13 protein-coding genes and 1 tRNA gene are annotated in these 13,516 nt (G+C 64.1%); 10 read left to right on the forward strand and 4 right to left on the reverse strand.

All coding sequences use genetic code 11. The annotated features are described in order from the left end of the window. The 4 genes from QZL63_RS01895 to QZL63_RS01910 all read right to left on the reverse strand — a co-directional run bounded on the left by QZL63_RS01895 (position 1) and on the right by QZL63_RS01910 (position 4,828). Positions 1-1,755 (reverse strand): V-type ATP synthase subunit A, encoded by a 1,755-nt coding sequence (locus tag QZL63_RS01895; protein ID WP_022307667.1) that lies wholly within the window; start codon positions 1,753-1,755, stop codon positions 1-3. A gap of 10 nt (positions 1,756-1,765) precedes the next feature. After that, entirely contained in the window at positions 1,766-2,602 is an 837-nt protein-coding gene (locus tag QZL63_RS01900; protein ID WP_022307668.1) for a DUF2764 family protein, read from the reverse strand. Between the two features lie 2 nt (positions 2,603-2,604). Next, complete coding sequence (locus QZL63_RS01905; protein ID WP_022307669.1) at positions 2,605-3,225, reverse strand: hypothetical protein; 621 nt, start codon at positions 3,223-3,225, stop codon at positions 2,605-2,607. A 169-nt stretch (positions 3,226-3,394) separates the two neighbouring features. After that, the gene (locus QZL63_RS01910) at positions 3,395-4,828 is read right to left on the reverse strand and encodes a DUF4301 family protein (RefSeq protein WP_022307670.1); all 1,434 of its coding nucleotides are present in this window, start codon (positions 4,826-4,828) and stop codon (positions 3,395-3,397) included. A 163-nt stretch (positions 4,829-4,991) separates the two neighbouring features. Here QZL63_RS01910 and murB point away from each other — a divergent pair, with 163 nt between their 5' ends. The 10 genes from murB (at position 4,992) to QZL63_RS01960 (ending at position 13,421) form a co-directional block, all read left to right on the forward strand. Beyond that, positions 4,992-5,999 carry a UDP-N-acetylmuramate dehydrogenase gene (gene murB / locus QZL63_RS01915; RefSeq protein ID WP_022307672.1) on the forward strand — a complete coding sequence of 336 codons (1,008 nt, stop codon included), beginning with the start codon at positions 4,992-4,994 and terminating at the stop codon, positions 5,997-5,999. Position 6,000: 1 nt separating this feature from the next. Further along, entirely contained in the window at positions 6,001-7,344 is a 1,344-nt protein-coding gene (gene tilS / locus QZL63_RS01920; RefSeq protein ID WP_022307673.1) for a tRNA lysidine(34) synthetase TilS, read from the forward strand. Between the two features lies 1 nt (position 7,345). Continuing rightward, a complete protein-coding gene (holA, locus tag QZL63_RS01925) occupies positions 7,346-8,416 on the forward strand; it encodes a DNA polymerase III subunit delta (protein ID WP_022307674.1) in 1,071 nt (356 codons plus the stop codon). Further along, a complete protein-coding gene (locus QZL63_RS01930) occupies positions 8,413-9,132 on the forward strand; it encodes an aminotransferase class IV (protein WP_022307675.1) in 720 nt (239 codons plus the stop codon). The genes holA and QZL63_RS01930 overlap by 4 nt, the downstream gene beginning before the upstream one ends. Before the next feature lie 56 nt (positions 9,133-9,188). Beyond that, a complete protein-coding gene (locus QZL63_RS01935) occupies positions 9,189-9,812 on the forward strand; it encodes a DUF6549 family protein (protein ID WP_022307676.1) in 624 nt (207 codons plus the stop codon). Between the two features lie 102 nt (positions 9,813-9,914). Further along, positions 9,915-10,385, forward strand: a complete 471-nt coding sequence (gene coaD, locus QZL63_RS01940; protein WP_022307677.1) for a pantetheine-phosphate adenylyltransferase — start codon at positions 9,915-9,917, stop codon at positions 10,383-10,385. Between the two features lie 25 nt (positions 10,386-10,410). After that, complete coding sequence (gene lpxD, locus QZL63_RS01945; protein ID WP_290585579.1) at positions 10,411-11,451, forward strand: UDP-3-O-(3-hydroxymyristoyl)glucosamine N-acyltransferase; 1,041 nt, start codon at positions 10,411-10,413, stop codon at positions 11,449-11,451. 8 nt (positions 11,452-11,459) lie between these two features. Beyond that, entirely contained in the window at positions 11,460-12,515 is a 1,056-nt protein-coding gene (locus QZL63_RS01950) for a TlpA disulfide reductase family protein (protein WP_022307679.1), read from the forward strand. Between the two features lie 115 nt (positions 12,516-12,630). Continuing rightward, a complete protein-coding gene (ruvC, locus tag QZL63_RS01955) occupies positions 12,631-13,221 on the forward strand; it encodes a crossover junction endodeoxyribonuclease RuvC (protein WP_290585613.1) in 591 nt (196 codons plus the stop codon). Positions 13,222-13,347: 126 nt separating this feature from the next. Further along, a tRNA-Arg gene (locus tag QZL63_RS01960) sits at positions 13,348-13,421 on the forward strand. Positions 13,422-13,516 lie beyond the last annotated feature (95 nt).

The following is a 13,516-nucleotide window of genomic DNA, read 5'->3' on the forward strand; positions in this document are numbered from 1 at the left end:
TTATTTCGTTTTTTCACCCACATACTGTTCGATCTGCTTGCGGTAATCCTCGAACTTCGCGGATTTCCACTCCGAGTAGTTCATCTGCCGGAAGAGGTTGATCAGACCCTTGAAGAACTGCGAGCACTCCTCGAAGTCGGCGAAGTCGAACGACTTGCGGCAGACGTCGAGCACCATCTCGTACATCATCTTCTGACGCTCGATCGGGCAGTTGGCGTCGATGTCGTCGAAGGCGTCCTGCTGCAGGATCACGAAGTCGATGAGCTCCGACTTCCAGAACCGCTCGTGGTACTCCACGGGCACGCCGTCGTCGCCGAGAATGTTGATCTGGTCGTTGGCCTCCTTGCCGCGCTGCACGATGGTCTTGCCCGCATAGACGAGGTCCACCCAGTCCTTTTCGATGTGTTCGTCGAGGTATTCGCGGATCTCGGGATACTCGAGGTACTTCGAGTAAGACTCCAGCGGGTCGATGGCCGGGTAGCGCTTCGAGTCGGCACGGCCCTGCGAGAGGGCGTAGAAGCAGCGCGCGGCCTTCTTGGTCGATTCGGTCACCGGTTCCTTGAGGTTACCGCCCGCGGGCGACACCGTACCGAGGAAGGTCACCGAACCGGTCTTGCCGTTGTTGAGCGTCACCAGGCCGGCGCGCGAGTAGAAGTTCGAGATGATCGCCGAAAGGTCCATCGGGAAGGCATCCTGACCCGGAAGTTCCTCGAGGCGGTTCGACATCTCGCGCAGCGCCTGCGCCCAGCGCGACGTCGAGTCGGCCATGACAAGCACCTTGAGGCCCATGGCGCGGTAGTACTCGCCGATGGTCATACCCGTATAGACCGACGCCTCACGCGCCGCAACGGGCATGTTCGACGTATTGCAGATGATGATCGTACGCTCCATGAGCTTGTGGCCCGTGCGGGGGTCCACCAGTTCGGGGAACTCCTTGAAGATCTCGACCACCTCGTTGGCACGCTCGCCGCAGGCCACCATGATGATGACGTCGGCATCGGCCTGTTTCGAGATGGCGTGCTGCAGCACCGTCTTGCCGGCACCGAACGGCCCGGGAATGAAACCCGTACCGCCCTCGGCCATCGGGTTGAAGGTGTCGATCGCCCGCACGCCCGTCTCCATGACGCGCGACGGACGCGGCTTCTCGCGGTAGCAGCGGATGGCCTGCTTGACGGGCCACTTCTGCACCATCGTCACCTCGTGGTCGCGCCCCTCGGCGTCGGTCACCACGGCGATCGTGTCGGTCACCTTGTACTTGCCGGCCTTGGCCACGCTCTTAACCGTATAGGTGCCGGTCATCGTGAAGGGAACCATGATCTTGTGCATGACCCACTGCTCCTTGACCTCACCGAGCCACGATGCGGCCGAGACCTTGTCGCCGGCAGCGGCCAGCGGCGTGAACTCCCACTGGGCCGAGAAGTCGATCGGCTCGGTCACCGAACCGCGGGCGATGAAGAGGCCCTCCATCTTCTCGAGGTCGTTCTGCAGACCGTCGTAATTGCGCGAAAGCAGACCCGGAGCCAGCGTCGCTTCGAGCATGTGCCCCTCGAACTCGACCCGGTCGCCGATCTTCAGACCGCGCGTACTGTCGAAAACCTGTACATAGGCCGCATCGCCTATGACCTTGATGACCTCGGCCATCATTCGGGTATCTCCCGCATACACGTAGCAGATCTCGTTCTGGGCCACGGCTCCGTCGGCCTTGACGATCACGATGTTGGAGATGATACCGTTTACACGTCCTGTTGTTTTCATCGTATGTTGTCTATTGTTTATTTTCAATCAGTTGCCGGGCATCCAGTCCCTCGACCAGCCGGGCGAACAGTTCGCGTCCGCGCGCCGGGTCGAGGCGCGACCAGCGCGCCACGATATTCACCCGCACCAGGTAGGAGAGCAGGGCATCGATGTCGAAATAGTCGAACACGGCCAGCTCCAGGGCCTCGCGCCAGCGCACCAGGTCGAGCTTGTGCTCCTTCTCCACGAGGTTCGCCTCCTCGTTCACCGCCGCGATCACGGCATCCACATAGGGGAGCTCGCCGCGGAGTCCGAAATCGGCGGCCGAGCTCCGCTGGAGCTGTTCGACCACCTCGCCCCCGCCTACGACGGTCTCCTCGACGGCACGTCCCGCCGCACGGGCCGACACGGCGGCCGCGATGTTGCGCAGGTTGCGGTCGAAGGCCGACCATTCGCGCAGGAAGCGGCTCTCGGCCGCTTCGCAAACCGTATAGTAGGCTCCGAACAGGGCACGTTCGAAGCGCTGCGTCGTATCGATCTCGAGCGCCTCCTCACCCTCCGGATCGGCATACGCCCGGATGACGCGGGCCACGGCCTCGGGCATCCTCGCGGGATTCCGGAGCTCCTCCTCGAGCTCTTCGCGCGTGAGGAGTCCCAGCGGATTGCAGGCCGTGCGTCCGGCACGCAGGGCGGCCAGGTTCTCGCAGTCGTAGTAGCCGTAGAGCAGCCGCACCTGCCGGGCATCGCGCGCCGAGACGCCGTCGATCACCTCATCGACGATGGCCCGGGCATCGAACCCCTTGGTGTCGGCATCAAGGGCATACTCCCGCAATCCGGCAACCAGACAATAATAATCGGTCGCAAACATCGCTATTTATCGGCCTTGAACAACATCCGGGATACCTTCTCGCGGAGATAGCCGCTCAGCAGCGCCTCCAGATCGGCGTCGGAGAACGAGATGTAGTAGCCGCCCTCCTTGGCGCCCACGCGGAAGCCCGTCTTGACCTCTTTCGACCAACCCACCTCGACACCGGCCGCAAGCAACTCCTTGGCGCTCTTCTCGAAGGCCGCGTCGAGCGTCTTGCGCTCCGTCTCGGGCAGCAGCGCCTCGAGTTCGACCTTGCCGCCCTCGGCACCGTTCCAGTTCCGGGCCACGGCCAGCAGCATCTCGCGGATGAAATCCGGATCGAGCGAGGTCTTCTTCACTCCTTCCGAGGTGGTGCGCGCCACGATCAGCGAGGCGATCTCCGACTTGATCTTCGCCACGGCCTGACGGCCAGCCAGCGCGATCTCGGTCATCGTGTTCTTGCCGACATCCTCGGCCTTGGCCTGGGCCTTGCGGACGATCGAGTCGGCCTCGGCGTGGGCCTCGGCCACAATGCGCTCGGCCTCCTTGCGGGCTTCGGCCAGCACCCGGTCGGCCTCGGCGCGACCCTTCTCCAGACCCTCGTCATAGAGCTTGCGGGTCAATTGTTCCAGTTTGTTCTCCATAGCGTTTATTCGGTTTTGATTATCGTTTTTCGGTTTTGGCCTACAAATATAGAAAAGATTCCCGGAAAACCGCGCCTTCGGGCAACAATTTATCCGCTTTTAAGCAATTCGGACAACAAAGCCGGCCGACAGACGAATCTGCCGGCCGGCCCCGAAGGTTTCAGCACGCTCACTGATGCTGCGGGCGCAGCAGATCCTGCACCACCTTGACCGGCGAGAAGGTCGAGACGGGCACGTCCACGAAGACCGTATTCCACCGCGCCATCGAGCCGTTCCACAGTCCCGGCAGCTCCTGTGCACGCAGTTCGCGGCCGCCGCTCGACTTCGACGAGATGAAGCCCGTCGCGGGATCGACATAGCGCCGCAGGTCGAAGTGTCCGCCCTGCGCATCGCGCACGCCGCAGACCAGATCGACGGGGTTGAAGTGCGTGGCCGACTTCATCAGGGGCAGGTCGGCCGGTGCGATCTGGCTCGACTCGGCGATCTGCAGTGACTCCGTGCCGTCGGGGTTTGCCACCCAGAACGGGCCGCCGCCCGGCTCGCCTTCGTTGCGGACCATGCCGCACACGCGGATCGGACGGTCGAGCACGGCGCGCAGCAGCGCGGCGTCGTAACTTTCGGGCAGCATCACGCACAGCCGCGTCTCGACGAAGCGGGCGACCGCATCGAGGTCGGCCGTACCCGCATCGATGGCACGCAGGCAGTCGAACGCCTCACGCTGGAGGTCGATGAGCACGCCGGCCAACGCCTTCTTGTAACGGACCGTATCGCCGCGCCGGGCATCGGTGGTCACGTTGTCGATGTTCTTGATGAAGATCAGATCGGCATCGATCTCGTTCAGGTTCTCGATCAGCGCGCCGTGACCGGCCGGGCGGAAGAGCAGCGAGCCGTCCTCCTGCCGGCAGAGCGTGTTGTCGGGATTCACCGCCACGGTGTCCGTCGCGGGCTTCTGCACCGAGAAGGAGATGTCGTAACGCACGCCGTAGCGGGCCTCATACTGCGGCACCTTCTCCGCAAGCAGCGTCCGGAAAGCCTCCATGTGCTCGGGCGATACGGTGAAGTGCAGCCGCACGACACCGTTCGAGGCGGCGTAGGCGGCACCCTCGACCAGATGCTCCTCGACGGCCTTGCGCGCTCCGTCGGGATAGGCGTGGAAGGTCACCAGCCCCTTGGGCTTGTGGCCGTAGTTGAGTCCTCCGTTCACGATGGCATCGACCGTGGCGCGGTCGTCGGCCTCGGGAGGCAGCACGGCCCGGAGTTCGGGCCAGAAGGCGAAGCGCTCGATGTTTTCGAGCAGCACGTCGATGCCCTTTCCGCGCTTGCCCTCATTGACAAACTCGAAGAGTTCCTTGAACATCCGCGTGGCTGCGCCCGATGCGGGCACGAACTTCACCACGCGCAGCCCCGCCACGGCCGCATCGTACCGTGCGACGGCCGCATCGACCTCGGCCCCGTCGAGCACCAGCACGCCGTCGCCGGGCGACGCCGCGCGGACGACCTTCAGGAAGGGGAATCCCCGGCGGAAATTTTCGACCTGTTCCTCCACCCGTTCGGGAGCCAGACCGTGGTCGGCGATCTGTTTCAAATCTTGCGGTGTAAACATATCGGTTTTCGTTTTATGGTTTGTCCTGCACACACCGGCACCGGGACCGGCCGGTCCGCGGCGCCGACCGCCGCCCCGAAGGCCCGCCCGAAACCGGCGGGGGAGACGATATTGGGAGCTGCGATCATTCAAAGTTATCAAATTATTCCTAACTTTGCACATCATGATCCGAGAATTTCATCATATCGACCTGCGCGACCGCAACAGCTTCGGCGTCGCACAGCGGGCCGAGAGGCTCGTCGAATTCGAGACCCCGGCCGACCTGCGGGAGCTCTTCGCCGGCGGCATACCCGAACGCTGGACCGTCCTGAGCGGCGGCAACAACATCCTCTTCACCCGCGACTACGACGGGATGCTGCTGACCCCGGTCGCCCGCGGCATCGGAATCATCTCGGACGACGGAGAGCGGGTCCGCGTACGGGCCGAAGCGGGCGTCGAATGGGACGACCTGGTCGAGTGGTCGGTCGAGCGCGGGCTGTGGGGCATCGAGAACCTCTCGCTGATCCCCGGAAAGGCCGGCGCGGCCCCCGTGCAGAACATCGGGGCCTACGGCTGCGAGGCCGGAGACTCGATCGAGCGGGTCGAGATGTACTGCGTCGAGACGGGCGCCATGCTCACACTCGACGCCGCACACTGCGGCTTCGGCTACCGCGAGAGCGTCTTCAAGCATTCGCTCAAGGGGCGGGTCGTCATCACGGCCGTCGAGCTGCTGCTGCACCGCACGCCCCGCCCGAAGCTGGGCTACGGCGACGTGGAACGCGAGGTCGAGGCCCGCGGCGGGGCGACGCTCCGCAACATCCGCGAGGCGGTCTGCGCCATCCGCCGTGCCAAGCTGCCCGACCCCGGAGTGCTGGGCAACGCGGGCAGTTTCTTCAAGAACCCGGTCGTCGGGGCGGACACGGCCGCAGGGCTGCTGGCCGAATTCCCCGACATGCCCCACTACCCCGCCCCGGAAGGCCGCGTGAAACTGGCCGCCGGATGGCTGATCGACCGTGCGGGGCTGAAGGGACACCGTGAGGGCCGCGTGGGGGTGCACGAACGGCAGGCGCTCGTGCTGGTGAACCTCGGAGGCGCCACCGGAGGCGAGGTCATCGCCTTTGCCCGCAAGGTGCAGGAGGCGGTCCACGCACGTTTCGGCATCGCCATAGACACGGAAGTAAACATCCTGTGATATGAACCTGATCGACGCATTCCAGCGATACATCGAGGAGAACCGGCTGCTGACCCGCGACGACCGCATCCTGCTGACCGTTTCGGGCGGCGTGGACTCGATGGTCATGCTCTCGCTCTTCACCCGTTGCGGCTACACGGTGGGGGTCGCCCACTGCAACTTCCAGCTCCGCGGCTCGGAGAGCGACGAGGACGAGGTGCTCGTGGCCGAGGAGGCCGCACGCTGCGGCGTGCCGTGCTACAACAAGCGGTTCGAGACCGCCGCCGAGATGGAGCGCACGGGCGAATCGATGGAGATGGCGGCCCGGCGGCTGCGCTACGCATGGTTCGACGAGCTGAGCAGCGAATACGGCTACACGGCGGTAGCCGTCGCCCACCACGCCGACGACTCGATCGAGACCTTCTTCATCAACCTGCTGCGCGGCACCGGTCTGCGCGGCCTGACCGGCATCTCGACCCAGGTGGGACGGATCGTCCGCCCGCTGATGTTCGCCTCGCGCAAGGAGATCCTCGAATATGCCGTGCAGAACCACATTCCCTTCCGCGAGGACTCGTCGAACCGCTCGACGAAGTACCTCCGCAACAAGATCCGTCTGGGCCTCATCCCCCGCATCCGGGAGATCAATCCCAAGTTCACGGAGCTCATGCGCAAGAACCTCGGGAGGCTGACCGACGCGCAGCTCTTCATCAACCACGGCATCGAGCGCATCCGCGACGAGGCCGTCACCTCGGAGGAGGGCATCGACACGATCTACCCGGGCCGCATCGACCCGGCCTTCCCGCGGGGGTTCGTCATCTACGAACTGCTCAGCTCCTCCTACGGATTCAAGGGCGACGTAGTCGATTCGCTCTGCCGCGCCCTCGACGAAGGGGCTACCGGGCGGAAGTTCTACGCCCGCGACCGCATGGCCGTCATCGACCGCGGACGGATCGTCGTCTCGCCCATCGCCCCCGACGACGACTGCCTGACCACCGTGCCGCAGGGCGCCCTGCGCAGCTACTGCGGCAACGCGGTGCTCTTCTACGAATACTGCCCGATCGACGACATCCGCACGTTCGGCGTCCCGGAGCACATCGCGCAGGTCGATGCCGACAAGCTGCGCTTCCCGCTGACGCTCCGCCGCTGGCGCGAGGGCGACTGGTTCATCCCCTACGGCATGACGGGCCGCAAGAAGGTGAGCGACTACCTGATCGACACCAAGGTTTCGACCCCCGAGAAACAGCGCCAGTTCGTGCTGCTCTCGGGCGACGAGATCGTCTGGCTCGTCGGCCGCCGCATCGACGACCGCTACCGCCTGACCCGCGACACGGAGAACGTGCTGCGCATCACCAAAGAGATCGTATGACATGGCCAAGAGCGCTGTAAAATTCAAGGATACGGTATCCGAGTACGAACGCCTGGCCCGGGAGATCCGGAGCCGGAAGTTCGCCCCCGTCTACCTGCTCATGGGCGAGGAGAGCTACTTCATCGACTCGCTGGCCGACCTGCTTGCCGCAACGGTGCTCGACGAGGCCGCACGGGCCTTCAACCAGATCACCGTCTACGGCCGCGACACCGAGGCCGGGCAGGTGGTGAACCTCTGCCGGCAGATGCCCATGATGGGATCGTACCAGGTGGTGATCCTCAAGGAGGCCCAGCAGCTGCGCGGCATCGAGCGTCTCTCGCTCTACACGCAGAAGCCCTCGCCGACGACCATCCTCGTCATCTGCCACAAGGAGAAGAACGTGGACAAGCGCTCGGCCTTCTACAAGGGGTGTGCGGCCAACGGCGCGGTGCTCGAATCGGTCCGCCCGCGCGACTACGAGATCGCCTCGTGGCTCCAGCAGTTCATCCGGGAGCGGGGGCTGACGATCGACGCCAAGGCGCTGTCGATGCTCACCGACCACCTCGGCACCGACATCGCGAAGATCTCGAACGAACTGCACAAACTCACGGTCTCGCTGCCCGAGGGCACGACCCGCATCACCGATGCGGACATCGAGGCCAACATCGGTATCTCGAAGGATTTCAACAACTTCGAGCTCTGCAAGGCCGTCGCTACACGCGACATGGCCCGGGCGCTGATGATCGCCGACCACTTCGCCCGTAACCCCAAGGACAACCCGCTGCTGCTCACCATCATGGCCCTGTTCGGCCAGTTCCGCGACCTGTTCGTGGTCAATTACCTCGGCTGGCTCTCGCGCCGCAAGGGGCGCCCCTTCCCTCAGGACCAGGAGCTCATGCGGATCCTGCGCAAGAACAACACGTTCGTGCTCGGGGAGATCAAGCAGAACGCGGCCCGCTGGGACAACCGCAAGGTATTCAACATCCTGGGACTGCTGCGCGAATACGACGCCAAGAGCAAGGGGCTCAACTCGGGCGGAGCGTCGGACGGTGAGCTGCTGCGCGAACTGCTGCTGAAAATCTTCCTCCAGTGACCGAACTCCGCCTATACCAGACGATCCACATCGCCCGCGGCAGGGCCCGCAACGTCGCGGCACACATCGCCCTGCTCGACGCCGCCGCGCGCACGCTCTTCGGCCGCCGCTACATGCCCGGCACGGAACGCCTCACCTCCCGCATCGAGGCACTTGCCGCCGCCGAGCGCTATCCCCGCGCCGTCTCGGGATTCGTGCGCCTCGAGCTGGCTCCCGACGGCCGGGAAGAGCTCCTTGCGGCCGGCACCTCGCTCTACGACGGATACGCCCTGCGCAGCCTGATGCCCGAGGCCGCAACCGTCCGCTACGACCTGCCGCTGACCGACGCCCCGACGACGCTCCGCGAAGCCGCCGTCGCGCTCGCCGACCTCGAGGCCGCCCGCCGCGGGGCGACGAAAGCCGTGCGCTGCACGGCCGACGGCTCGCTCCTTTCGGCCGACGACGCCCCCCTCTTCGCCGTCAGCGGACACACCCTGCTGGCCCCCACCGCCCCGACCAGCGTCGAGGGAACATTGCTGCGCGAAGCGGCCCGGCGGATCGGGCTGACGCTCCGCGAGGAGCCCGTCCGGTGCGGTGACCTGCGACGGCTGGACGAACTCCTCTACGTCGATCACCGGGGCATCACGGCCCTCTCACGCTGCGACGGCATTCCCTTCATGTCACTCACGGCCGAACGCCTGGCCGGAGCTCTCGAGGCGCTGTTCCCTAAAATGTAGAAACCGGGGAGCGGCCTGCCGCACTACCTTTCGGGATTCCGTAAAATCCCGAATCCATGAAAAAAGCACTCTTCCTCTATGCACTCGCCATCACGGCGCTGCTGCTCTGCACCCTGCGCCATTACCGGAGCGAGAACCGGCGTCTCGAACAGAACCAGACGGCCCTGACCTCCGACCTGCACCACTACCGCACACGGCTGGGCGAGGAGGCCGCCTCGGCACAGGCCCTCCGCCTGCGCTGTGCGGAGTTCGAACGGCTGCGCGACGCCGACGCCGAACGCATCCGCGCGCTCGGCATCCGGCTCCGCCGGCTGGAGGCCGCCTCGAAACACGTCACCAGAACCGAGGTCACCCTCCGCGCCCCGCTCGGCGATTCCCTCCTGCAACCGGCCGCACCGACACAGGATCCGCTCCGCCGCACCCCGCACGAGGCGCTGCTGCCCGACTCGCTGCGCCGCTTCCGCTGGAGCGACCCGTGGGTGACGGTCGAGGGAATTCTCGGCCGCGACTCGGTGGCCTGCCGCATCGAGAGCCGCGACACGCTGCGGCAGATCGTCCACCGCATCCCCCGCCGCTTCCTCTTCATCCGCTGGGGTACGAAGGCGCTCCGGCAGGAGATCATTTCGTCGAACCCGCACACGCGGATCGTCTATTCGGAATACATCCGGATCGAACGGTAACCCCTCCGCCGAAGCGCTCTCCGCACGGCGGCAACGTCCCCGGCTGCAAAAAAGCGGTGGAAATCATTGCCTTTTTCAGTTTGTTGTGTATCTTTGCCCGATATGGAACGGATAGCAATCTTCCCGGGGTCGTTCGACCCCTTCACGCGCGGCCATGCCGCATTGGTGGACGAGGCCCTGAACCTCTTCGACCGGGTGATCATCGGCATCGGCAACAACTTCGCCAAAAAGGGCCTGCTGACCGTCGAGAACCGCAAGCGCCTGATCGACGACATCTATGCGGGCAACCCGCGGGTCGAGGCCCGCATCTACTCCGGGCTGACCGGGGAGTTTGCCGAACAGGTTGCGGCCTGCGCCATCATCCGCGGCGTGAGAAACACCACCGACTTCGAATACGAACGCACGATGGAGGCCACGAACCACCGCATCTACCCCGAGATCACGACCGTCATGCTCTTCACTCCGGCCCCCGTGGCCGACATCTCGTCATCGACGGTCCGCGAGGTGCTCTCGTTCGGCCGCACCGTGGAGGAGTTCCTTCCCGAAGGCATCGAAATCGAAAAATACCTCTGACAAAACCCCAAGAAAAAGTAAGACCATGATGGAATTCACTGCTGAAATGATCGCCGGATTTCTGGGCGGCGAGATCGTAGGCGACAAGGCCGCGTCGGTGCACACCGTCTCCTCGATCGAGGAGGGAAAGGCCGGCTCGCTGGCCTACCTGACCAATCCGAAATACGAACCCTTTCTCTATACGACCCAGGCGTCCATCGTCCTGGTGAACAGCGATTTCACACCGTCGCAGCCCGTTGCGGCCACCCTCGTCAAGGTGCCCGACGCCGGAGCCTGCGTCCTCAAGCTGCTCGAGATGTACAACGCCGCCAAGCCCCGCCGCAAGGGCATCAGCCCCCGCGCCTCGATCGAAGAGGGCGCCACCGTGGGCGAAGAGTGCTACATCGGCGACTTCACGGTCGTCGAGCAGGGCGTGCGGATCGGCCGCGGCTGCCAGATCTACCCGCAGGTCTATCTGGGCCGCGGGGTCACCGTCGGCGAGGGGACGATCCTCTACCCCGGGGTGAAGATCTACGAAGGGTGCTCGGTGGGCAGCCGCTGCATCCTCCACGCCGGCGCAGTAATCGGCGCCGACGGCTTCGGATTCATGCCCAATGCCGCCGGCGGATTCGACAAGATCCCCCAACTGGGCAACGTGGTCATCGAAGACGACGTCGAGATCGGCGCCAACACCTGCATCGACCGGGCCAAGACCGACTCGACCATCATCCGCCGCGGCGTGAAGCTCGACAACCTGATCCAGATCGGCCACAACGTACAGATCGGCGAGAACACCGTATCGTCGGCCCAGACCGGCATCGCCGGCACCTCGAAGGTCGGCTCGAACTGCTTCCTCGCGGGGCAGGTCGGCATCGCCGACCACGTGACGATCGGCAACGGCGTGAAGGTGGGCTCGAAGAGCGGCATCGACAAGAACGTGCCCGACGGCGAGATCCGCTTCGGCTACCCCGCCCTGCCGGGCATGCAGTACCACCGGGCCTCGGCCGTCTTCAAGCGGCTGCCCGAACTGGACAAGCGGGTCATCGCACTCGAAAAGGCACTCACGGAACTCAACAACAACAAATAACACACACCATGAAAAGAGCACTTATCCTGGCTGCCGCCGCTGCAGTGCTGTGCAGCTGCGCCAGCAAGAACCAGTTCGTCATCGAAGGCAACGTGGCCGGAACGAACGATGTCGTCTACCTGCTGGACAAGAAGCGCACGCCGCTCGACTCGGCAACGGTCGAGAACGGTGCATTCCGCATCAAGGGCGTGGCCGATACGCCGAGCGTGGCCTACCTGGCCGATGCCCGTGACATGCAGGGCACCTTCGCCACGATGGTGATCCTCGAACCGGGTACGATCACCGTGGCCGACAACGCGGAGAACCCCCAGTTCAAACTCGTGAGCGGCACCGTATCGAACGATGCCAACAAGGCATACTCCGAGGCCGGCATGGCCCTCACAAAGGAGTACCGCAACCCGGAGACGAGCGACGAGCGCCGCAGCGCCATCGAGAAGGAGTACGAGGCCCTGACCGACAAAGCCCTCGAGCAGAACCTTAGCAACTTCTTCGGCGCAATGCTCCTCTCGCAGCAGTCTTACGGCATGGGCGGGCAGGAGTTGCTCGACATGATCGCCAAGTTCCCGGCCGAGCTGCAGCAGACCGAACTCCTGACGACGCTCAAGACCACGGCCGAGCAGAAGCTCAAGACCGACATCGGCCAGCCCTACATCGACGTCGTGCAGAACGACGCCCAGGGCAAGGAGCTCTCGCTCAAGTCGGTGGTCGAGAACCCGGAGAACAAATACGTCCTGCTCGACTTCTGGGCTTCGTGGTGCGGCCCCTGCATGGGTGAGGTTCCCCACCTGAAGAAGACCTACGAGGAGTTCCACAAGAAGGGCTTCGAGATCTTCGGCGTATCGTTCGACAGCAAGGCCGAGGACTGGACCGAGGCCGTCGAGAAGAACGGCATGGATTGGATTCACGTCAGCGCCCTCTCGGGCTTCGACAACCAGGCCGCCGAGGACTACGCCGTGCGTGGCATTCCGTCGAACTTCCTGATCGACAGCGAGGGCAAGATCGTAGCCAAGGACCTCCGCGGCGACGAACTCTACGAGAAGATCGCCGAACTGCTGGCCGAATAACCCGACCGGCGCAACCACGCCCCTCCCCCGAGCGGAACTGCAAGGGGGAGGGGCTTTTTCGACCCTGAAGATGACACACGAACACCTTCCGACCAAAACCCCGCCCTACCGCATCATGGGCATCGACCCCGGCACCAACTACATGGGTTACGGCGTGCTGGAGGTAGACGGGCGCACGCTGCGCTCGGTCGTACTGGGCGACATCGACCTGCACAAACTGACCGACCCCTACGCCAAACTGCGCTACATCTTCGAGCGGGTCGGGGCGCTCATCGACGAATACCGCCCGCGCGAGGTGGCCCTCGAGTCGCCCTTCTTCGGCGAAAACGTGCAGTCGATGCTCAAGCTGGGACGTGCCCAGGGCGTGGCGATGGCTGCCGCGCTGAGCCGCAACCTTCCGGTCACCGAATACGCCCCGTCACGGATCAAGCAGTCGATCACGGGCCGCGGCTCGGCCGCCAAGGAGCAGGTGGCCGCCATCGTCTGCCGGACACTCTCGGTCGAACGGCCGCTGCGGCGTCTCGATGCCACCGACGGCATGGCCGTCGCCCTGTGTCACTACTTCACCGTCAGCAACCCGCTCCAGGCCGCCATGGGCGACGACCGGGTCAAAGGGCTGGGCGGAGGCAAGAAGGCCGCCTCGAAAAACGGCTCGCAGAGCTGGGAACAGTTTCTGCAGCGGCATCCCGAACGGGAGATCAAATAAGCGCGAAAAAACCAGCCATTGATTTACAGCAAATTACGATTAATTTACATTTTTTCTGCAATTTTTTTACAAAATAATTTGCGAGTTTCGGATTTCTGCCCTATCTTTGCACTCGCAATAAAGGAAGGCACCGTAGCTTAATTGAATAGAGCATCTGACTACGGATCAGAAGGTTACAGGTTTGAGTCCTGTCGGTGTCACTGAAGAGGAAACGTCTTTCAGACGTTTCCTCTTGTTTTTCGGGGTCACCCTGCAAAGGTTGCCTGTAGATTTCGAACTTGCCGCTCCATGCCGC

This window comes from Alistipes sp. CAG:268 (assembly GCA_000434235.1).
GTDB lineage: Bacteria > Bacteroidota > Bacteroidia > Bacteroidales > Rikenellaceae > Alistipes > Alistipes avistercoris.

What these genes read in the sequence shown, in the direction of transcription:
- QZL63_RS01900 (WP_022307668.1), bottom strand. Translation starts at nt 2,602, where the DNA reads ATGTTTGCGACCGATTATTATTGTCTGGTTGCCGGATTGCGGGAGTAT.
- QZL63_RS01895 (WP_022307667.1), bottom strand. Translation starts at nt 1,755, where the DNA reads ATGAAAACAACAGGACGTGTAAACGGTATCATCTCCAACATCGTGATC.
- tilS (WP_022307673.1), top strand. Translation starts at nt 6,001, where the DNA reads ATGAACCTGATCGACGCATTCCAGCGATACATCGAGGAGAACCGGCTG.
- coaD (WP_022307677.1), top strand. Translation starts at nt 9,915, where the DNA reads ATGGAACGGATAGCAATCTTCCCGGGGTCGTTCGACCCCTTCACGCGC.
- murB (WP_022307672.1), top strand. Translation starts at nt 4,992, where the DNA reads ATGATCCGAGAATTTCATCATATCGACCTGCGCGACCGCAACAGCTTC.
- QZL63_RS01950 (WP_022307679.1), top strand. Translation starts at nt 11,460, where the DNA reads ATGAAAAGAGCACTTATCCTGGCTGCCGCCGCTGCAGTGCTGTGCAGC.
- holA (WP_022307674.1), top strand. Translation starts at nt 7,346, where the DNA reads ATGGCCAAGAGCGCTGTAAAATTCAAGGATACGGTATCCGAGTACGAA.
- ruvC (WP_290585613.1), top strand. Translation starts at nt 12,631, where the DNA reads ATGGGCATCGACCCCGGCACCAACTACATGGGTTACGGCGTGCTGGAG.
- QZL63_RS01910 (WP_022307670.1), bottom strand. Translation starts at nt 4,828, where the DNA reads ATGTTTACACCGCAAGATTTGAAACAGATCGCCGACCACGGTCTGGCT.
- QZL63_RS01935 (WP_022307676.1), top strand. Translation starts at nt 9,189, where the DNA reads ATGAAAAAAGCACTCTTCCTCTATGCACTCGCCATCACGGCGCTGCTG.
- QZL63_RS01905 (WP_022307669.1), bottom strand. Translation starts at nt 3,225, where the DNA reads ATGGAGAACAAACTGGAACAATTGACCCGCAAGCTCTATGACGAGGGT.
- lpxD (WP_290585579.1), top strand. Translation starts at nt 10,411, where the DNA reads ATGATGGAATTCACTGCTGAAATGATCGCCGGATTTCTGGGCGGCGAG.